General features: G+C 60.0%; 21 protein-coding genes. 11 read left to right on the top strand and 10 right to left on the bottom strand.

The window, feature by feature from the left end; all coding sequences use genetic code 11:
* The first annotated feature begins 50 nt into the window (after positions 1 to 50).
* From pstA to J3P77_RS00410, 5 genes are all read left to right on the top strand, one after another.
* Positions 51 to 1,667: a phosphate ABC transporter permease PstA gene (gene pstA / locus J3P77_RS00390; protein ID WP_434682105.1), complete on the top strand. Its 1,617-nt coding sequence runs from the start codon at positions 51 to 53 to the stop codon at positions 1,665 to 1,667.
* A 70-nt stretch (positions 1,668 to 1,737) separates the two neighbouring features.
* Positions 1,738 to 2,571, top strand: coding sequence for a phosphate ABC transporter ATP-binding protein PstB (gene pstB / locus J3P77_RS00395; RefSeq protein ID WP_434678877.1), 834 nt, complete (start codon positions 1,738 to 1,740; stop codon positions 2,569 to 2,571).
* Between the two features lie 70 nt (positions 2,572 to 2,641).
* On the top strand, positions 2,642 to 3,403 hold the full coding sequence (gene phoU, locus J3P77_RS00400; protein WP_434678878.1) for a phosphate signaling complex protein PhoU: 762 nt from the start codon (positions 2,642 to 2,644) through the stop codon (positions 3,401 to 3,403).
* A gap of 204 nt (positions 3,404 to 3,607) precedes the next feature.
* Complete coding sequence (locus tag J3P77_RS00405; protein WP_434678879.1) at positions 3,608 to 4,504, top strand: response regulator; 897 nt, start codon at positions 3,608 to 3,610, stop codon at positions 4,502 to 4,504.
* Positions 4,505 to 4,663: 159 nt separating this feature from the next.
* Positions 4,664 to 5,566, top strand: a complete 903-nt coding sequence (locus J3P77_RS00410) for a peptidoglycan DD-metalloendopeptidase family protein (protein ID WP_434678880.1) — start codon at positions 4,664 to 4,666, stop codon at positions 5,564 to 5,566.
* A 73-nt stretch (positions 5,567 to 5,639) separates the two neighbouring features.
* Here the strand turns inward: J3P77_RS00410 and J3P77_RS00415 are convergent, their stop codons facing one another.
* The 3 genes from J3P77_RS00415 to phoB form a co-directional block, all read right to left on the bottom strand.
* Positions 5,640 to 6,980 (bottom strand): hemolysin family protein, encoded by a 1,341-nt coding sequence (locus J3P77_RS00415; protein ID WP_434678882.1) that lies wholly within the window; start codon positions 6,978 to 6,980, stop codon positions 5,640 to 5,642.
* Positions 6,981 to 7,078: 98 nt separating this feature from the next.
* Complete coding sequence (gene phoR, locus J3P77_RS00420; RefSeq protein WP_434682106.1) at positions 7,079 to 8,365, bottom strand: phosphate regulon sensor histidine kinase PhoR; 1,287 nt, start codon at positions 8,363 to 8,365, stop codon at positions 7,079 to 7,081.
* A gap of 95 nt (positions 8,366 to 8,460) precedes the next feature.
* Complete coding sequence (phoB, locus tag J3P77_RS00425) at positions 8,461 to 9,150, bottom strand: phosphate regulon transcriptional regulator PhoB (protein ID WP_002555882.1); 690 nt, start codon at positions 9,148 to 9,150, stop codon at positions 8,461 to 8,463.
* 162 nt (positions 9,151 to 9,312) lie between these two features.
* Here phoB and J3P77_RS00430 point away from each other — a divergent pair, with 162 nt between their 5' ends.
* Positions 9,313 to 9,690 carry a COG4315 family predicted lipoprotein gene (locus J3P77_RS00430; protein ID WP_434678884.1) on the top strand — a complete coding sequence of 126 codons (378 nt, stop codon included), beginning with the start codon at positions 9,313 to 9,315 and terminating at the stop codon, positions 9,688 to 9,690.
* A 21-nt stretch (positions 9,691 to 9,711) separates the two neighbouring features.
* Here the strand turns inward: J3P77_RS00430 and ubiA are convergent, their stop codons facing one another.
* Together ubiA and J3P77_RS00440 are read right to left on the bottom strand one after the other, a co-directional pair.
* Positions 9,712 to 10,602 carry a 4-hydroxybenzoate octaprenyltransferase gene (gene ubiA, locus J3P77_RS00435; protein ID WP_434678885.1) on the bottom strand — a complete coding sequence of 297 codons (891 nt, stop codon included), beginning with the start codon at positions 10,600 to 10,602 and terminating at the stop codon, positions 9,712 to 9,714.
* The gene (locus tag J3P77_RS00440) at positions 10,602 to 11,162 is read right to left on the bottom strand and encodes a chorismate--pyruvate lyase family protein (protein ID WP_434678886.1); all 561 of its coding nucleotides are present in this window, start codon (positions 11,160 to 11,162) and stop codon (positions 10,602 to 10,604) included. Before J3P77_RS00440 ends, ubiA begins: the two co-directional genes overlap by 1 nt.
* Before the next feature lie 193 nt (positions 11,163 to 11,355).
* Here J3P77_RS00440 and J3P77_RS00445 point away from each other — a divergent pair, with 193 nt between their 5' ends.
* The 5 genes from J3P77_RS00445 to J3P77_RS00465 all read left to right on the top strand — a co-directional run bounded on the left by J3P77_RS00445 (position 11,356) and on the right by J3P77_RS00465 (position 14,399).
* The gene (locus J3P77_RS00445; protein ID WP_434678887.1) at positions 11,356 to 11,523 is read left to right on the top strand and encodes a rubredoxin; all 168 of its coding nucleotides are present in this window, start codon (positions 11,356 to 11,358) and stop codon (positions 11,521 to 11,523) included.
* Between the two features lie 24 nt (positions 11,524 to 11,547).
* Positions 11,548 to 12,696, top strand: coding sequence for an NAD(P)/FAD-dependent oxidoreductase (locus J3P77_RS00450; protein ID WP_434678888.1), 1,149 nt, complete (start codon positions 11,548 to 11,550; stop codon positions 12,694 to 12,696).
* Between the two features lie 186 nt (positions 12,697 to 12,882).
* Complete coding sequence (locus J3P77_RS00455; RefSeq protein WP_434678890.1) at positions 12,883 to 13,158, top strand: HU family DNA-binding protein; 276 nt, start codon at positions 12,883 to 12,885, stop codon at positions 13,156 to 13,158.
* 260 nt (positions 13,159 to 13,418) lie between these two features.
* On the top strand, positions 13,419 to 13,862 hold the full coding sequence (locus tag J3P77_RS00460) for a hypothetical protein (protein WP_434678891.1): 444 nt from the start codon (positions 13,419 to 13,421) through the stop codon (positions 13,860 to 13,862).
* 159 nt (positions 13,863 to 14,021) lie between these two features.
* Positions 14,022 to 14,399, top strand: a complete 378-nt coding sequence (locus J3P77_RS00465; RefSeq protein ID WP_434678892.1) for a helicase — start codon at positions 14,022 to 14,024, stop codon at positions 14,397 to 14,399.
* Here J3P77_RS00465 and J3P77_RS00470 read toward each other — a convergent pair whose 3' ends face one another.
* The 5 genes from J3P77_RS00470 to J3P77_RS00490 all read right to left on the bottom strand — a co-directional run bounded on the left by J3P77_RS00470 (position 14,400) and on the right by J3P77_RS00490 (position 17,982).
* The gene (locus tag J3P77_RS00470; RefSeq protein ID WP_434678893.1) at positions 14,400 to 16,361 is read right to left on the bottom strand and encodes a DUF4105 domain-containing protein; all 1,962 of its coding nucleotides are present in this window, start codon (positions 16,359 to 16,361) and stop codon (positions 14,400 to 14,402) included.
* Complete coding sequence (locus J3P77_RS00475) at positions 16,358 to 16,678, bottom strand: DUF2388 domain-containing protein (protein WP_434678895.1); 321 nt, start codon at positions 16,676 to 16,678, stop codon at positions 16,358 to 16,360. Before J3P77_RS00475 ends, J3P77_RS00470 begins: the two co-directional genes overlap by 4 nt.
* A 39-nt stretch (positions 16,679 to 16,717) precedes the next feature.
* Positions 16,718 to 17,023, bottom strand: coding sequence for a DUF2388 domain-containing protein (locus J3P77_RS00480; RefSeq protein WP_434678896.1), 306 nt, complete (start codon positions 17,021 to 17,023; stop codon positions 16,718 to 16,720).
* A 90-nt stretch (positions 17,024 to 17,113) separates the two neighbouring features.
* Complete coding sequence (locus J3P77_RS00485) at positions 17,114 to 17,431, bottom strand: DUF2388 domain-containing protein (protein ID WP_434678897.1); 318 nt, start codon at positions 17,429 to 17,431, stop codon at positions 17,114 to 17,116.
* Between the two features lie 335 nt (positions 17,432 to 17,766).
* Positions 17,767 to 17,982, bottom strand: a complete 216-nt coding sequence (locus J3P77_RS00490) for a DUF1127 domain-containing protein (protein WP_434678898.1) — start codon at positions 17,980 to 17,982, stop codon at positions 17,767 to 17,769.
* Positions 17,983 to 18,011: the final 29 nt, after the last annotated feature.

The following is an 18,011-nucleotide window of genomic DNA, read 5'->3' on the forward strand; positions in this document are numbered from 1 at the left end:
AACGGAACTCCCTCAAGGGTTGGTTCAAAAGCGGCGCACCAGGCGTCTGGATGAGTGCGGGCGCTGTTTCCATCGCAGTGATCATGACCATCGGTCTGCTGGCGGTCATTGCCGTGCGTGGCCTTGGGCACTTCTGGCCGGCTGACCTGATTACCGCGCAGTACAGTGTGCCGGGCCAGCCGCAACACGTGCTGGTGGGCGAACGGGTCGAGACTGAGCTGGTGCCGCGCGCGCGCCTGAAAGGTGCCGGTCTGCCGGTTCCGGACGAAGGCCCGGAGTTCATGACCCGTGAGCTGTTCAAGGTGGGCAATCGTGATCTCAATCCGACCGACTTCACCTGGGTAGTGGGCGAGTGGCTGACCGCACAAAGCCGGCCGGCCGAGCTGATGACCATCGAGCGCCGCGAGTGGGGCAACTTTTACGGGTATCTGGTCAACGTCAAGGAGGGCGGCAAGGTCGTCGCTGAGGGCGAAGCCGCCTGGCCAACACTCCAGGAGCGTATCAAACGCGTCGAGAAACTTGCCGACGAGCTTTACGCGCTGGAAAGAACGGACATTGGCGCGATCAACCACGGTATCGAGCGGCTACGGCTGCAGGCCCGCAAGCTGGAACTTGCGGGCACGCTGGACCCCGCAGCCCAGGCGGACCTGGCTGCTGAGCGTGCCGGGCTCGACGCCCGTTACAAGGAAATCGAGCAGCAACTGGGCGCTCTGCACCAGGCATTCGAGCGCGACAGCCTGACGGCCCGGGATGCCAACGGCAAAGAGATCGAGATCAGTCTGGGGCGCGTGGTGCACGCGTACCAGCCCAACAGCATGGGAACGTTTAACAAGCTGACCTTCTACTTCAAGAAACTCTGGGAATTCCTCAGCGAAGACCCGCGCGAAGCCAACACCGAGGGTGGGATTTTTCCGGCAATCTTCGGCACCGTGATCATGACCCTGATCATGGCAGTGATCGTGACCCCCTTCGGTGTCCTGGCTGCTGTCTACCTGCGTGAGTACGCACGACAGGGGCCGGTCACGCGCTTGATCCGCATTGCGGTGAACAACCTGGCCGGCGTACCCGCCATTGTCTACGGCGTTTTCGGTCTGGGCTTTTTCGTGTACGTGCTGGGCGGCTCGCTGGACCATCTGTTCTTCCCCGAGGCATTACCGGCACCAACCTTCGGCACGCCGGGTCTGCTGTGGGCATCGCTGACGCTGGCCCTGCTGGCCGTGCCGGTGGTGATCGTCGCCACGGAAGAAGGTCTGGCGCGGATTCCCCTGAGCTTGCGTGAAGGTTCGCTGGCGCTGGGTGCTACCAAAGCCGAGACCTTGTGGAAAATCGTTCTGCCCATGGCCAGCCCGGCGATGATGACCGGTCTGATTCTGGCCGTGGCCCGTGCCGCAGGCGAGGTGGCACCGCTGATGCTGGTGGGCGTGGTCAAGATGGCGCCGTCGCTGCCGCTGGACGGCAACTACCCGTATCTGCACCTGGACCAGAAGATCATGCACCTGGGTTTCCATATCTACGACGTCGGCTTCCAGAGCCCGAACGTCGAGGCTGCACGCCCACTGGTCTACGCCACGGCGCTGCTGCTGGTGCTGGTGATCGCGCTGTTGAACCTGTCCGCGGTCGCTATCCGCAACCGGTTGCGGGAAAAGTACAAGGCACTGGACACCTGATCCGAGAGCACCGCCCCCGAATGCGAGCAGGGCGGTCCGATGAAACGAATGGTTCGCACAGGAGCCGACCATGCAGCACGATAGCCCTACGCAAGGCGTGAACATGTCGCCGTTGAGGCGCAACAAGCAAGGCCTTCATCTGGCGGACGAAACCGTGGCGATCGAAGTGCCTGGGCTGAACCTGTTTTATGGCGACAAACAGGCACTGTTCGATATCAGCCTCAACATCCCGAAACAGCGGGTTACCGCGTTCATCGGACCGTCCGGCTGCGGCAAGTCGACACTGCTGCGTACGTTCAACCGCATGAACGATCTGGTGGACGGCTGCCGTGTCGAGGGCGCCATCAACCTGTACGGTCACAATATCTATACCAGGGGCGAAGAAGTTGCCGAGCTGCGACGTCGCGTCGGCATGGTTTTCCAGAAGCCCAATCCATTTCCCAAGACCATCTACGAAAACGTGGTTTACGGGCTGCGGATTCAAGGCATCAACAAAAAGCGCATGCTCGACGAAGCCGTCGAGTGGGCCCTGAAAGGCGCTGCGTTGTGGGATGAGGTCAAGGACCGGCTGCATGAGTCGGCACTGGGCCTGTCCGGTGGTCAGCAACAGCGTCTGGTCATTGCCCGGACCATCGCCGTGGAGCCGGAAGTTCTGCTGCTCGACGAACCTTGTTCGGCGCTCGACCCTATTTCCACGCTGAAAGTGGAAGAACTGATCTACGAACTGAAATCCAAATACACCATTGTGATCGTTACCCACAACATGCAGCAGGCGGCTCGGGTATCGGATTACACGGCGTTCATGTACATGGGCAAGCTCGTCGAATACGGGGATACGGACACTTTGTTCACCAACCCGGCAACAAAACAGACTGAAGACTACATCACCGGTCGTTACGGCTAGGACGTGCTTCGTCAGACCTGAACCACCGCTGCGTTTTCGCATTTAACCGGACGTTCCAAGGACACCCAGCATGATCCACAAAGATAGCCACACACATCACATCTCCCAGCAGTTCAACGCCGAACTTGAAGAAGTCCGCAGCCATTTGCTCGAAATGGGTGGGTTGGTCGAGAAGCAGGTCAACGATGCCGTGACCGCGTTGATCGAGGCCGACTCAGGCCTGGCGCAACGCGTCCGTGAAGTTGACGACCGTATCAACCAGATGGAACGCAACATCGACGAGGAATGCCTGCGTATCCTCGCCCGTCGCCAGCCGGCGGCTTCTGACCTGCGTCTGATCATCAGCATCTCCAAGTCGGTCATCGACCTGGAGCGCATCGGTGACGAAGCCACCAAAATCGCCCGTCGCGCCATCCAGCTGTGCGAAGAAGGCGAGGCGCCGCGCGGTTATGTGGAAGTGCGCCATATCGGCGATCAGGTGCGCAACATGGTTCGTGACGCCCTGGATTCCTTCGCGCGCTTTGACGCTGAACTGGCGTTGTCCGTGGCGCAGTACGACAAGGTCATCGACCGCGAGTACAAGACCGCACTGCGCGAGCTGGCGACTTACATGATGGAAGATCCACGCTCGATCTCCCGCGTGTTGAACGTGATCTGGGTTCTTCGCTCACTGGAACGCATCGGCGACCACGCGCGCAATATCTCCGAGTTGGTGATCTATCTGGTACGCGGCACCGACGTACGCCACATGGGTCTCAAGCGCATGAAGGAAGAAGTACAGGGAATCTCCAGCGAAACCGCTAATGTTCCTGGCAGCGCTGACGATAAGTAAGATTGCCTGCGAAAAATAACGCCCGGCCTGCGCTGGGCGTTTTTCGTTTCCGGGCGCGAATTCAAGCCGCCCGGGAACTGAAGGTTCCGGCGCAGTCAATCAATATGGCAGTTGGCTACAAGTCAACGCTATGCTTGCCGAAACAAAGGGCGTGTTGGCATACCGCAGTTCGCCTTCGTGGTGAACACGTCCGCAGGAGCGTCGATGAGTAAGGTCAGTGTGTTGGTGGTGGATGACGCGACGTTTATTCGCGATCTGGTTAAAAAAGGGCTGCGCAACTATTTTCCCGGGATTCACACCGAGGACGCAGTCAATGGCCGCAAGGCCCAGGTACTTCTGAGCAAAGAATCCTTCGATCTGATTCTGTGCGATTGGGAAATGCCTGAAATGTCGGGTCTTGAACTGCTGGCCTGGTGCCGGGAACAGGACAACTATCTGAAAACCGTTCCTTTCATCATGGTGACCAGCCGTGGCGACAAGGAGAATGTTGTGCAGGCCATCCAGGCCGGCGTGACCGATTTCGTCGGCAAGCCGTTCACCAATGAGCAGTTGCTGACCAAGGTGAAAAAAGCCCTGGCCCGGGTGGGCAAGCTGGACGCCGTCATGTCCACGGCTCCTGCACGGATGAATTCGCCGCTCAATGATTCCCTCAGCGCCCTGACCGGCGGCAAGGCGGAAGTCGTTCGCTCGTCGCCCGCCGCGGCACCTGCTTCGGCAGGTATCGCCAAGGCGCCGCCTGTCCCTGGCAAGTCGGCTGAGCCGGCAGGTCGCGGCCAGGGCCAATTGCGTCTGCCAAATGGCACCCAGACTTGCGTCATCAAGGCGTTGAGCCTCAAAGAAGCGCTGCTGGTGGTCAAGCGTACCGAAAACCTGCCGCAGATCCTCGACAGCGCTGTGCTCGATCTGGAGCAGGGCGAAAGCAGCGAGGTGGCACGCCTCAACGGTTACGTTCATGGCATCGTGGCCTTTGAGCAGAAGCCTGACAGCGACTGGCTGCAAGTGACCTTCCGCTTTGTCGATCAGGATGCGCAGAAGCTCGACTACCTGTCTCGGCTCATTGCCCGCGGCACCGCCCAGAAGCATTTCGTACCCGGCGCCTGATGCTGTTGTCGGGGCGCTCCAGCCGGAGCCGCCCCGTTATAGGCGCTTTGGCGCTGAGATCTTGACGGGCGGATCGTTGCCGATTGATACCTATGAGTCCTCATTTGCCTGCAACGCTGCTAGGCTGGGCTCCATTGCCAACGACTCCGAACTCCGCCGATGCTTGAGCGCTTATTGATCCTGTTTGCCCTGATGCTTGCCGCGAAGACGGCCGGAGCGGTCACGATCTATAAATTCACCGACGCAGACGGCGTCGTCTCGTTTACCGACCGGCCCACGCGCGGAGCCGCCGTGGTGGTATTCAAGGACCGCATGGTCGAGCGCTTTGACCGGCAGGTCCATCTCAGCATCAAACGAGGCAAGAACGCGCACAGCCTGTTCGTGCGCAACGATCTCTACGCGCCCGTCGAGGTCGAACTCAAGCTCTCCAATCTGAAAAACGTCCTCGGTGTCACCGGCTCGTCATCGACTATTCGACGCACGGTCCCCGCGCGCAGTACCGAACGGCTGGTAGTGTTGAGCCCCAAGGTCGCCAGCAAACCCTTGAACTACGCGTCCATGCTGACCTCGGCGTTGGGCGATCCCAAAGATACGGCTCATGCCTACAAATATCCGCTGCCCTGGGTCGGCGGGCCGTTCCGCCTGACGCAAGGCCCTGGCGGTCGTTACAGCCATTACGGCCCCAAGGGTCGCTATGCGATGGACATCGCCATGCCGGTGGGAACGCCGATCATCGCGGCGCGCGCCGGAACCGTGGTCAAGGTCGAGAACAGCCAGTCGGGTCGCGGATCGAATCCGTCCGGCAACTTTGTCAGGATCCTGCATGACGACGGCACCATGGGCGTCTATCTGCATTTGATGCAGGGGTCGGTAGTGGTTCAGGAGGGGCAGCGGGTGAGCGTGGGCAGTTCATTGGCGCGCTCCGGAAACACAGGCAACAGCACCGGGCCTCATCTGCACTTTGTGGTGCAGCGCAATACCGGCCTGGCACTGGAGTCCATTCCCTACGAATTCGCTCAGCCGGTGCAAAGCCTGCCCAACTTCGCAATAGGCGGCAACTGACCGCAATCGTCAGCAAGCTGCCTCCCACAGAATCGCGGCGCAACACGGGCCTACGGCCAGGGCCGAAGGCGCATCAATCGATCTTCAGCACCTTCGCCAGCACGATCTTCGGACCTTTCATCTTTTTGATGATGATCCGCAAACCTTCGACTTCCATCTGCTCTTCTTCTTCCGGCACCCGCTTCAGGGTTTCGTAGATCAGGCCGGCCAGGGTTTCGGCCTCGATGTGATCCAGATCGATATTCAGCAAACGCTCGACCTTGAACAGCGGAGTATCGCCGCGCACCAGCAGCTTGCCCGGCTGGTAGGCCAGGATGCCCCGTTCGACCTTGCGGTGTTCGTCCTGAATGTCGCCAACCAGCACCTCCAGCACGTCTTCCATCGTCAGGTAGCCGATCACCTTGCCGTCTGCCTCTTCAACCAATGCGAAGTGGGCGCCGCCCTTGCGGAACTGCTCAAGCAGCTGTGACAGCGGCATATGCCTCGATACACGCTCCAGCGGTCGGGTCAGCTCGGCGAGGTTGAACGACTCGGGGATATGATCCAGTGCCGCCAGCTCAAGCAGCAGATCCTTGATGTGCAGCAGCCCGACAAACTCGCCGCGCTCGGCATCGTAGACCGGATAGCGACTGAACTTGTGGCGGCGGAACAGGGCAAGGATTTCCTTGAGCGGTGCGTTGAAATCCAGCGTGACCAGGTCTTCGCGGGAATTGGCCCAGTCGACCACTTCCAGCTCGCCCATCTCGACTGCCGAAGCCAGTACGCGCATGCCCTGATCGCTCGGATCCTGGCCACGGCTGGAGTGCAGGATCAGTTTGAGCTCTTCGCGGCTGTAATGATGCTCGTGGTGAGGGCCGGGTTCGCCCTGGCCGGCGATGCGCAGAATGGCGTTGGCGCTGGCGTTGAGCAGATAGATCGCCGGGTACATCAGCCAGTAGAACAGATACAGCGGTGCAGCCGTCCACAGCGAAAGCAGTTCGGGTTTGCGGATTGCCCAGGACTTGGGCGCCAGCTCCCCGACCACAATGTGCAGATAGGAAATGATGAAGAACGCGGTAAAGAACGAGACCGCCCTGATGACTTCTGGAGTGTCCACGCCCATTGCAGCAAGCAGCGGCTCCAGCAAATGAGCGAATGCCGGCTCGCCGACCCAGCCCAGGCCGAGCGAGGCGAGGGTGATACCCAGTTGGCAGGCTGAAAGATAGGCATCCAGCTGGCCGTGAACCTTGCGCAGGATATGCCCGCGCCAGCCGTTCTTGTCGGCGATGGCCTCGACGCGGGTCGAGCGCAGTTTGACCATGGCGAACTCTGCCGCAACGAAGAAGCCGTTGAGCAGGACCAGGAGCAGAGCAAAAAGAATCATGCCGAAATCGGCGAACAGAGAAGCCAGGGTAAAACTAGGGGAAGGGTCCATGGTGGGGTATTACGGAGTCCGTATGGTCTGAAAGGAGCATGCTGCGCCAGAAAATCGCGCCATGAGCGAGGCAATGTAGCGGCTGGAGGCCAGCTTGCCTAGTAGCTCTGGTCCCCATCCTCGGGTCTGGCCAGCTGTATCGGAGCGAAATGGCAGATAAAAACGCTGCCTTTGCCTGGGACACTGTTGATCTCCAGCGTGCCCCGATGGCGCAACAGAACATGCTTGACGATCGCCAGCCCCAGCCCCGTCCCGCCGGTGTTGGAGGCACGGCTGGTGTCGACGCGGTAGAACCTTTCCGTCAGGCGCGGCAGGTGTTTGGTCTCGATACCGATGCCCGAATCCTGCACGCTCAGGTGCGCGCCGCGCCCGTCTGCCCACCAGCGGATGCGGATTTGTCCTTCAGCGGGCGTGTACTTCACTGCGTTGAAAATCAGATTTGAGAATGCGCTGCGCAGTTCTGTTTCACTGCCTTTGAGCTGCATGTCGCTTTCTATATCGAGGGTAATCGTTTGATTTTTGCTGCCTGACAAGGCCTGGGCATCGCCCTTGATAGTGCGCAGCAGCTCGCCCGCGTCCACCGGATGGTTATCCGACGGATAGTCAGTGGCCTCCAGCTTGGCAAGCAACAGCAGGTCGTTGAGCAGCGTCTGCATGCGCCCGCCTTGCTGATGCATCTGTTGCAGAGCCCGGACCCAGCGAGGATTCACTTCGTCGACATTGTCGAGCAGCGTCTCCAGATAGCCGAAGATGACCGTCAGCGGAGTGCGCAGCTCATGGGAAACGTTGGCAACGAAGTCTTTGCGCATCTGTTCCAGCTGATGGATGCGCGTGACATCGCGCACCAGCATCAAGTGTTCATTGTTGCCGTAGCGGGTGATAAGCAGCTGAACGCGCAAGTGATCGTTGCTCGGAGACGGGATTTCCAGAGGCTCGGAGTAATTGCCCAGCGCAAAGTACTCCTTGAAACGCGGGTGGCGGACCAGATTGGTCACCGGCTGGCCGCTGTCCTGAGGCGTCTTGAGGCCCAGAAGAGTTTCCGCGGCGCGGTTCCACCACTCCAGATTGCCGTCGCTGTCGAGCATGATCACCGCATCCTTGAGGGCGGCGGTAGACTCCTGAACGCGGTCGATAACGGCTTGCAGACGACCGCGTACACGCTGGTCGCGACGTTGCAGATGGTAAATGCTGTCGAACACTTCGCCCCACAGACCGTAGCCATCGGGCGGCGGTTCATCGGCCTTGTGGCTGCTCAGCCACTCATGCAGGCGCAATAGCTGTTTGAGGGTCCAGGCCAGATACAGGCCCAGACCGACGGCCAGACTCCAGCCGTATTCGCCGCTGATCAGCCCGACCAGCACGCAGAGGGTGGTCAGCAGCAGCATGTGGCGGATCAGGGTGCCGTGCCAGTTCTGGTTCAATTAAAGTACATCCTTGTCTGGTACACGCCGGCTGACGCCTTTGTGCGCAAAATGCGGCTTCAGCTCTTGGTGGAAAAGCGATAGCCGGTGCCGCGCACGGTTTGTACCAGATTTTCGTAAGCATCACCCAGCGCCTTGCGCAGACGCCGGATGTGGACGTCGACGGTACGCTCTTCGACATACACGTTGCCTCCCCATACCTGGTCCAGCAGCTGGCCGCGCGTGTAGGCACGCTCCTGGTGAGTCATGAAGAACTGCAGCAGGCGATATTCGGTCGGGCCCATCTCGGCGGGCTTGCCGTCGATGGTTACGCGATGGCTGATCGGGTCCAGCAGCAGGCCGCCGACTTCGATAGGGGCTTCGCCATCCGTCGGGCCGGCGCGGCGCAGCACGGCCTTGAGGCGGGCGACGAGTTCGCGGGGCGAGAAAGGCTTGGTGATGTAGTCGTCGGCGCCTACTTCCAGGCCCTGGATCTTGTTGTCCTCTTCGCCCTTGGCAGTCAGCATGATGATTGGGATATCACCAGTCAGCTCGTCGCGCTTGAGCCGACGGGCCAGCTCGATTCCAGAGGTGCCGGGCAACATCCAGTCGAGCAGAATCAGGTCGGGTTTGCGATCAACGATGATCGCGTGAGCCTGCTGCGAATTCTCGGCTTCAATACAGTCATAGCCGGCCATTTCCAATGCAACGGCGATCATTTCGCGAATAGGCGCTTCGTCGTCAACGATCAGGATGCTCCTGCCAGCCATGCTTGAACCTCTTGTCATTTAACTGTCTTGGGGCGCATTAGATAACGGAATTATTGCAGTCGTGTGACAGGTTGGAAGGAGGCTAGCACGGTACTCGTGAGCGGAGCTAAGCTTGGTCGGCTCGGCTCTACCCGTTTTCAACAACAAGAAGAGGATCGACCGATGGTCATTTCACCTGCTGCACCCAAGTATCTGCTGGCGATTGCCGCGCTGCTCGCGTCCGCCATCACGTTGGCCGTCGAACCCGCGATGGTCAACGGCGACAAGCTGGTCGACCACGAGGGCATGACGCTTTATACGTTCGACAAGGACTCGGCAGGCAAGTCGGCCTGCAATGACCAGTGCGCCGTCAACTGGCCACCGCTGGCTGCCGATGCCGACAGCTCGGCGGAGGGCAAATGGACAGTCGTGACCCGCGATGACAAAACACGCCAATGGGCGTACGACGGCAAGCCGCTGTACACCTTCAAGAGCGACAAGAAGGCAGGCGACGTCGAAGGTGATGGCAAGGGCGGCGTCTGGCATGTTGCCAAACCTTGACCTCAGCCCGAATCAGACCGCTCAACGCAGGGCGTAGTCGGCGACGATCCCCAGGAAAATCGCCAGCCCTGCCCAATGGTTGTGCAGAAACGCTTTGAAGCACGCATCGCGCTCACGCAGCCGGGTACTCCAGAATTCCCAGGCAAAGCATCCGGCGGCAGCGATCAGGCCCATATAGAAGAAGACACCCAGCTCGAAACGCGCCCCGGCCAGAACCAGGCAGCCCAACGCCAGACCCTGCAGAGTAAGGATGATGATGCGGTCTGCGTCGCCAAACAACACGGCGGTGGATTTCACGCCGATCTTCAGGTCGTCGTCCCGATCAACCATCGCGTAATAGGTGTCGTAACCGACCGTCCACAGCAGGTTGGCGATATACAGCAACCAAGCGGCTGCGGGCAGATCACCAGTCTCGGCGGTAAAGGCCATCGGCATGCCCCAGGAAAACGCCGCGCCCAGCACGACCTGCGGGTAGTAGGTGTAGCGCTTCATGAACGGATAACAGGCCGCCAGCGCCAGACCGCCGAACGACAGCCAGATGGTGGTCGCGTTGGTCATCAGCACCAGTAGAAAACTCAGGCCCACCAGCACCGCGAACAGCACCAGCGCCTCTCGACTGCTGACTTTGCCGCTGACCAGCGGGCGCTGCTCGGTGCGTTTGACGTGCCCGTCGACCTTACGGTCGGCGAAATCGTTGATCACGCAGCCGGCCGCACGCATCAGAAACACGCCGATGACGAAAATCAGCACGTTAGCGAGTGACGGCGCACCTTTGCCGGCGATCCAGACCGCCCATAACGTCGGCCACAGCAATAGATAGATGCCAATGGGCTTGTCCACCCGCGTTAGCTGGATGAAGTCCCAGGCGCGTGGGTTCAGGCGGTTGAGGGATTTGAGCAATGACAGGTACATCAGCGAGGTTCCTCGGTCTGAATCTTATTCCACAGCGCGGGCAGGAAGACCTCCGCCACCAACAGGCTGAGCGGCCCCCGGCTGAAGCGAGAGCGCCGGCCCCACAACCCCTCGATCGCATCAGGTTCCGGCATCCAGCGCGCAGGATAGCGGCAGACCTGAAGGGGGCCGCGTTCGAAGGCCGGATCGCTGAACAGCAGCTCGCCCAGCGACCTGGTGCCCAGGTCGTCCATGTTCAACCCGCCGGTTTGCAACGCGCTTCGCGCTGCCACGCTGCGAGCAAACACCCAATTGACGCTGTGCCCGCGCAGGTACACTTCGCGTACCCAGCCTTCGCTGCCCGGCGGCAACCCCAGCGCCGCGCATTCATCGTCGCGCAACAACTGCCAGCCCTGGAACAGCGGCGTAACATCGAATGCACCAGCAGACAGGCGGGTCAGGCGGCGGGTCAGGGAATCCTGATTGAACAGCCACTCAAGAACGCGGGGCGAGGGAGCATCGGTCATTTGCGCTCGCTCAAGCCAGGAAGCAGATGCAAATGCAGGGTTTTGCTGAGTCACGGTAAGCGATTATCGGCAGCCATCGAGGGCGCGAGCTTAGCATGATTGCCGCAGCTGACCGACGACCGGGCGCGCACTCTGACATACGATCAGGCTTGCATCCGCGCGCTTCGAACAGTAAAACCCCGTGCAGGTGGCAATCGACCACCGCGCCGGAATGGCCTGATAACCGACAGTACCGAGAGAACCAATCATGAAGAAGTGGCAATGCATCGTCTGTGGCCTGATATATAACGAAGCCGATGGCTGGCCGGATGACGGCATTGCGCCGGGTACCCGTTGGGAAGACGTGCCGCAAGACTGGCTCTGCCCGGATTGCGGCGTCGGCAAAACCGACTTCGAAATGATTGAAATCGCCTGATCACCCACTGTTCCAGGAAAGACAATGAGCGCACCTGTCGTCATCATCGGTACCGGCCTTGCGGGCTATAACCTCGCACGGGAGTTTCGCAAGCTGGACAGCGATACACCGCTGCTGCTGATCACCGCCGATGACGGCCGGTCCTACTCCAAACCCATGCTGTCCACCGGCTTCGGCAAGAACAAGGATGCCGACGGCCTGAGCATGGCCGAGCCGGGTGCGATGGCCGACCAGTTACGTGCGGAGGTGCGCACCCATACGCGGATCAGCGGCATCGACCCGGGCCATAAGCGTGTCTGGCTCGGCGAGGAAGCGGTGTACTACCGTGACCTGGTGCTGGCGTGGGGCGCGGAGACGATCCGGGTTCCGGTACAAGGCGACGCGGCGGATGCGATCTTCCCCATCAATGATCTCCAGGATTACGGCCGCTTTCGCGCGGCTGCGGCGGGGAAGCGGCGGGTTCTCATCCTTGGCGCAGGACTGATCGGATGTGAGTTCGCGAACGACCTCATTCTGGGTGGATACGAAGTCGACCTGGTGGCGCCTTGCGAACAAGTGATGCCGACCCTGCTACCGCCGCCGGCAGCCGCCGCGGTGCAGGCCGGCCTTGAGACACTGGGCGCGCGTTTTCATCTGGGGCCGGTGCTTACGCGCCTGCAACGCAACGGCGATGAACTCGAAGCGCACCTGTCGGACGGAGCAGTGATCAACTGCGATCTGGTGGTTTCAGCCATCGGGCTGCGGCCAAGAGTGGATCTGGCCGCCGCGGCAGGTCTGCAGATCAACCGAGGTATTCAGGTCGATCGCTTTCTGCAAACCTCGCACGCCAACATCCACGCCCTGGGTGACTGTGCGGAAGTCGATGGCCTGAACCTGCTCTATGTCATGCCGCTGATGTCCTGTGCCCGTGCGCTGGCTCAAACGCTGGCCGGAGCGCCAACCGAAGTGAAATACGGACCGATGCCGATCACCGTGAAAACGCCGGCTTGCCCATTGGTGGTATCGCCGCCGCCCCGAGGTTCCGACGGCACCTGGAGCGTCGAAGGGCAGGGCGCGGATATCACTGCGCTGTGTCATGGGCCGCAAGGCGAGCTGCTTGGCTATGCGCTGACCGGTGCAGCCGTTATGCAAAAACTTGCGCTAAACAAGTCATTACCCGCACTGCTGAGCTGATTTCGATTCATTTTGTCGGATAAGCCACTCTTTTCTTTCGATAATGGCGCCGCATGTACTGGCGCGGCCTTCGACGGCATGCCATCCTCGTGCTCGACTGCCGCAACGTAGAGCCGTTGCGGCGCCTTGTTGCCGTATCTCCAGCGGCGCGGGACATAAAAACAAAAAACCGTAAAGAGGCTTCATATGCGTAAACCAGATCTAGCAGCCGCCATTGCTGAAAAGGCGGACCTCACCAAAGAGCAATCCAACCGCGTCCTGAATGCCGTTCTCGAAGAAATCACCAGCGCGCTGCACCGAAAGGACAGTGTGACTCTGGTCGGCTTCGGCACATTCCTGCAACGCCACCGTGGTGCCCGCACTGGCAAGAACCCGCAGACGGGTGAGCCGGTCAAGATCAAGGCAAGCAACACCGTTGCGTTCAAGCCGGGTAAAGCGCTCAAAGACAGCGTAAATCCCTGATAGCTACTGCGCGCCTGCATCAGGCGAACAGTCCTCGGAACGGGCACACCAACATGGTTGGGTGCCCGTTTTTCGTCTCGGCGGATACCTGCTCAATCAGGCCCGGCTGGCAGAGCCATCAGCGAACACGAGATATTTCCTACTTTGTGGTGTTTATTTACCGCACTTCATCACAGATTTTCCTGACTTTTTCTTCTGACTGATTCCCTTAAAGTCCCGCCCCTGCTGCACCTCATAAAACTAAATTCGGGAAGTCAGAAATGAAAAAGCTATGGATGTCCGCTGCGGTTGCAACATTGATCGCCACTACCAGCGGCTGCGTGAGCTATAACGTCAGCCAGCCGACCGCTCCATTGGAAGGTGTAGTGAAGACCGACCTGAAGGCGGACGTCAAAGTCGGCGGCACCATCACCGGCGAATCCTCCACCAACGTTCTGTTCAACTTCCTCACCTTCGGTGGCGACAGCCAGTTCGCGGATGGCGTTGCCTACGGTGGCGCAAGCGGCAGTGGCGGTCTGGGCCTGCCAATCCCGGACCCGGTATCCAGCACCAAGGCGGCTGCGGCCTACAAGGCGGTCAAATCGTCGGGTGCCGACCTGATCGTCGCACCGCGTTACGAAGTCAATGTGCAGGATTACTTCATATTCAAGAAGGTAGACGTGAAAGTTACCGGCAACAAAGGCAGCATCAACAGCATCCGCTGAATGCTCGCCTGGATGCCGCTCTCTGTATAGAGCGGCATCCAGGTGTGTGAACGAACTTCGCTGAAACCCCTGATTGTCCTACAGGTTTCAGATCAATTTCTCGCTACACTGCCGCGCTGATCCTATCGAGCAGGCTCCAATCATGGCGAGGCAGTGCAAATGAAATTCCGTTTTCTACTTTGGGCGTTGGGTCTGCTCATGGCCCGTGCCAGTCGAACCAACCCCGCGTTTCAGCAGCAACTTGTCGGGAAAGATCTTACCTTTCAACTGCAGACTGCCGACGGCAAGATTGCCCGGCATTACATCGTCAGTGGTGAGCGAATCCGTAGCGCGGCTGGCAAGGTCAACGAGCCGGCGTTCGCCATTTCCTTCCGCGATGCCGCTTATGGCTTCGCCACCTTGCAGGCCAGCAACAAACAGCTGGCGTTCATGAAAGGAATCCAGGACAGGGATATCCAGATCAAGGGCAGCCCGGCGCTGGTGATCTGGTTCCAGGGCCTGACCAAATACCTCAAGCCCCGGAAGAAGAGCAAATGATCAGGGCAGCTGCAGGCCGCCGGCTGCCCTGTGCAGAGTCCGCAAATGTTCGCCGACCTGCTTGAGGTTAGCTTCGTTGGCGGCTATCTCTTTCGCGCGCTCGGGCTCCAGAAGGGCGCGCACTTCTTTGTCGAGATCGCCGGTCAGACGTTTCAGCTGTTTCTGACGCTGACTGCTTTCCGCCTCCAGTCGTGTCCATTCCCCGGCCTGGGGCAGACCGTAGCCATCGCTGCCCAGCAATTCGGCGGGACGGCTGAGAAAGCCGCTGCTGGCCAGTAATTCCTGCAACGTGCGCGTGGCATTGGAAACATTGTCTTGCTGCTGGTCCCGGGCGCCCAGATAGCGCTGTTTGACCTCGTCCTGGGCTACCAGCAATTGCCGCCGCAGGCTTGCCTGTTCCAATAGCAGGATCGCGGCGCTGGTACGCAGGTCGGCGCGAGCGAACCACTGTCTGCGCTGCTCGGCCGGCTGCGACAGCCAGTCTTCGACGGTGGTCTGGGTGATTGGCAGGTTCTTCTTCAGCACCTCGAACATGGCCTGATAACGGTCGCGATACGAATCGAAGCGATAACCCAGGCGCAGTGCTTCCTTGGGGTCGTCCAGCACACTGGTGTCCGCCAGCCCCCGGCCCTTGAGCACTTCCAGCAGACCATTGGGCAGGATGCTGTCCAGGCCGACGAGCTTGGGATTATGGGTCCCGCTGCGCAGCAGCTTGAGGTTCTCCACCGCGCAGTTGTTGGACAGGAAGTAGTAATTGCCGTCGTAGCTCCAGTGCATTTCCGCAGCGTGTTGCACGAGACCTTCTATTTCCGGACGGGAAAGTTTGATGGGCACCGAGGCCAGGCTACGCAGCTCGGTCTTGGTGTATTCGTCGATGACCTGCGCCAAAGGCAGGACGAATAACCGCGAAGGATAGGCACCCATGAGACCGTCCCAGCTGGAAAGCTGCACATCTCCAACGAAAGCCCGGTAGGACAGCACCAGATGCTGATCCAGATCCAGTCGACAGTCGGGTCCGCGAGGGCGTCCGGGTTTGCAGATAACCAGACGGAGCATGCTGTGGCCCCAGCGGCTGACCCAGTTCTGATTGGCTTCGGCCAACAGATAATCCACCGCATAGACCCGCTCGGGATCAAGCTTGCCCAGTGGCTCGCGACCGAAGTCGTTGCCGGCGTTCAGGTACGGGTAATACGAAGGGCACTGGTCCTTGGCAGGCGGCGCCCAGTTGAAATGGTCCTTGTACCAGGCATACAGCGCGGGACGGCGGCAGGCGTAGGCCGGGTCCAGAAGAAAGTACTCCATGTTTACCGCGACGAATTCCAGCGGGCTGCTGATTTCGTAGAGGTCGGGGCTGCGGACGATCTGGCCGTTGTGCTGTTCACGTTCTCCGCGTCGGCCAACGTACTGCGGCCACCCAGCCAGATCCAGAAGCCGCGGGTCGTCACTGAAGGTGAAGCGCCGATCTGTCTCGCCTCGACAGTGGTCTGGCAGGCCAACCTTGCCCAGCGTGCTGCTGCGGCGTGAACACTGAAAGATGATTGACCGTTCTGCGGGGGACCACAGACGTGCACGATCATAGATGTGGGTCAATTCGTGGAGCACAGTGGCGAGCAGTTCGCGACGCACAGTGCCGTGGGGTCGGCCGGTTGGTTCAGTAGCCGCGGAGCCGTCGGTCAATGGCGCGAGCAGGCGGCTGTTGAGATACAGCTGGTACGGTCCGGCAGCCTGGCCGTAAGCGTTGTCGGGCATGTCGCCGGACCAGCTGACGTCAACCTGCCGGTCCAGTTTCTCTACGAAGGTGGGCGGCAACGCACGCAAGGCTTCATCCAGCAGCGCCTGGCTTGCCTGTTGCTGAGCGGCGGTCAGCTCATCGCTGTGCAGCTCCAGCTTCAGGCCAGCCAACGCATGTGTTCCGACCAGCGACAGCGCGCCGGCCAGCAGCCAGACGCGGAGGCGCCTCACAATGCGAGGATTGCTTCGGCCAGAGTCTGATCGCTGGCACCGCGAGCTTCCGGCACACGGCTGCGCAGGGTGTCGAATGCAGCGTCGAGCTGTGCGCCATGGATGTCGCCACCGCTGGCAACATAACTGGCGGCATCATCCTTGGCCTCGACTACGACTTTGGAGTCCCGGATCGAGGTTGTGGTGTCGGACGTGAAATCGATGGAGCGACCGAACGCGCGAACGATGATATTGCTCGTGGCCACTACGGTCTGGGCTTGGGCAATATCTGCCATCAACAGGAAGCCAAGGGTGGCAACAATCAGCGGGGTGCGCATGTAGTAACGTCTCCAGTAACGCGAAGGTTGAAAAAGTGCCTATTGGACGAGGATTGCCTGCGCCAGTTCAAGGTCGCTGGCACGAAGTTTTGCATGACGATGGCGCAGCGTCTGCAGCGCTGCCTCCAGCCGGACACCCCGGAATCGGCCGTCGCTGGCGATGAACGCAGCGGCGTCATCCTGGGCGGCCAGTATCATTTTGTTATCAAAAGGTGCCGAGGTGACTTGGCTGGTGACATACCCGGTTTTAACCAGGCCTTGTGTCGTTGTATCAAACGCTTGGGCCGGACCGATAAGGCCCAGGCTGGCGATAGGTGCAATAAGCACGAGGTGCAGTAAACGCATGACTTTCAGTAGACCGGCAAAACGAGCGCCAAGGCTAGCGCAATGTTTTGGCTGGGGCTACCCCGGCAGCATGGCCGCCGGGGATTCCTGTCAGATCGCGAGGATGGCTTGGGCCAGCTCTGCATCAGTCGCCTGCATTTGAGGCAGCTGCTGGCGGATGTGCTGGAACGCGCCTTCGAGTTGAGCGCCACGAATCTCGCCTGCGCTGCCCACAAAACTGGCTGCCTCATCGCGGGCCGCGCGGACGATCTTGTCGTCCCTGAGGGAGGATGTAACGTCTGAAGTTGCGTCGGTCGATGCGTCGATCGCGCCGACCACCGCATCAGTGGTAACGATGAAGCTCGTGGCGTTCGCGCTGACCGCTGTGGTCAACAACAGAGCTGCGCCGAGGATACGTACCGAATTCATGATTAAGTTTCCGTGGAGTTATATAGCCGGGTATCGATACCCAGTCGCAGAACAGGTGTGCGGCCAGGGTTGGGTTTAAAGCCTAGCGTAGCATTGTCGCTATTGTCATCGGGGCGCATTGCCAGCGAAGCCAAGTAAATCCGGGCTTTCCAGCATCTGTACCTGTGCTATCTGAGAATTCTTAAACTGTATCGCTTGGGCTGCCTTCGCTTGGTCCAGAGCAATTGAGGCTCCATAAACGACAAAACCCGCGTCGGTAAGCCGAGGCGGGTTTTGTTTGAACAATTCGGGTTGCTGGCGGGAGGCTTATTCAGCCAGAGCCAGCGGGCGCTGCATTAGCGCCAGAACGGCTTGCTCAGCTCTTCGTAGCGTTGCGCTTCGCTGATACCAGCGTCGGCAAGCAGACGTGCATCCAGGCGGGCCAGTTGGTGGCGGCTGGAGAGGCGACGTTGCCACAGCATCAGGTTAGCGAACATGCGCAGAGGCAGAGCAGCTTTTGGAGCGTTGACGGTGTTTTCGTTGAACAGATCGGAACTGAGTGTACGTTCCATGGTGTGACTTCCTTCCGCTTGTGGCGGGT

Source organism: Pseudomonas sp. R1-18 (assembly GCF_051132095.1).
Taxonomy (GTDB): Bacteria; Pseudomonadota; Gammaproteobacteria; order Pseudomonadales; family Pseudomonadaceae; genus Aquipseudomonas.

Coding starts and splice junctions, on each gene's coding strand:
- pstA (WP_434682105.1), top strand. CDS start 51: ATGAGTGCGGGCGCTGTTTCCATCGCAGTGATCATGACCATCGGTCTG.
- pstB (WP_434678877.1), top strand. CDS start 1,738: ATGCAGCACGATAGCCCTACGCAAGGCGTGAACATGTCGCCGTTGAGG.
- phoU (WP_434678878.1), top strand. CDS start 2,642: ATGATCCACAAAGATAGCCACACACATCACATCTCCCAGCAGTTCAAC.
- J3P77_RS00405 (WP_434678879.1), top strand. CDS start 3,608: ATGAGTAAGGTCAGTGTGTTGGTGGTGGATGACGCGACGTTTATTCGC.
- J3P77_RS00410 (WP_434678880.1), top strand. CDS start 4,664: ATGCTTGAGCGCTTATTGATCCTGTTTGCCCTGATGCTTGCCGCGAAG.
- J3P77_RS00415 (WP_434678882.1), bottom strand. CDS start 6,980: ATGGACCCTTCCCCTAGTTTTACCCTGGCTTCTCTGTTCGCCGATTTC.
- phoR (WP_434682106.1), bottom strand. CDS start 8,365: ATGCTGCTGCTGACCACCCTCTGCGTGCTGGTCGGGCTGATCAGCGGC.
- phoB (WP_002555882.1), bottom strand. CDS start 9,150: ATGGCTGGCAGGAGCATCCTGATCGTTGACGACGAAGCGCCTATTCGC.
- J3P77_RS00430 (WP_434678884.1), top strand. CDS start 9,313: ATGGTCATTTCACCTGCTGCACCCAAGTATCTGCTGGCGATTGCCGCG.
- ubiA (WP_434678885.1), bottom strand. CDS start 10,602: ATGTACCTGTCATTGCTCAAATCCCTCAACCGCCTGAACCCACGCGCC.
- J3P77_RS00445 (WP_434678887.1), top strand. CDS start 11,356: ATGAAGAAGTGGCAATGCATCGTCTGTGGCCTGATATATAACGAAGCC.
- J3P77_RS00450 (WP_434678888.1), top strand. CDS start 11,548: ATGAGCGCACCTGTCGTCATCATCGGTACCGGCCTTGCGGGCTATAAC.
- J3P77_RS00455 (WP_434678890.1), top strand. CDS start 12,883: ATGCGTAAACCAGATCTAGCAGCCGCCATTGCTGAAAAGGCGGACCTC.
- J3P77_RS00460 (WP_434678891.1), top strand. CDS start 13,419: ATGAAAAAGCTATGGATGTCCGCTGCGGTTGCAACATTGATCGCCACT.
- J3P77_RS00465 (WP_434678892.1), top strand. CDS start 14,022: ATGAAATTCCGTTTTCTACTTTGGGCGTTGGGTCTGCTCATGGCCCGT.
- J3P77_RS00475 (WP_434678895.1), bottom strand. CDS start 16,678: ATGCGCACCCCGCTGATTGTTGCCACCCTTGGCTTCCTGTTGATGGCA.
- J3P77_RS00480 (WP_434678896.1), bottom strand. CDS start 17,023: ATGCGTTTACTGCACCTCGTGCTTATTGCACCTATCGCCAGCCTGGGC.
- J3P77_RS00485 (WP_434678897.1), bottom strand. CDS start 17,431: ATGAATTCGGTACGTATCCTCGGCGCAGCTCTGTTGTTGACCACAGCG.
- J3P77_RS00490 (WP_434678898.1), bottom strand. CDS start 17,982: ATGGAACGTACACTCAGTTCCGATCTGTTCAACGAAAACACCGTCAAC.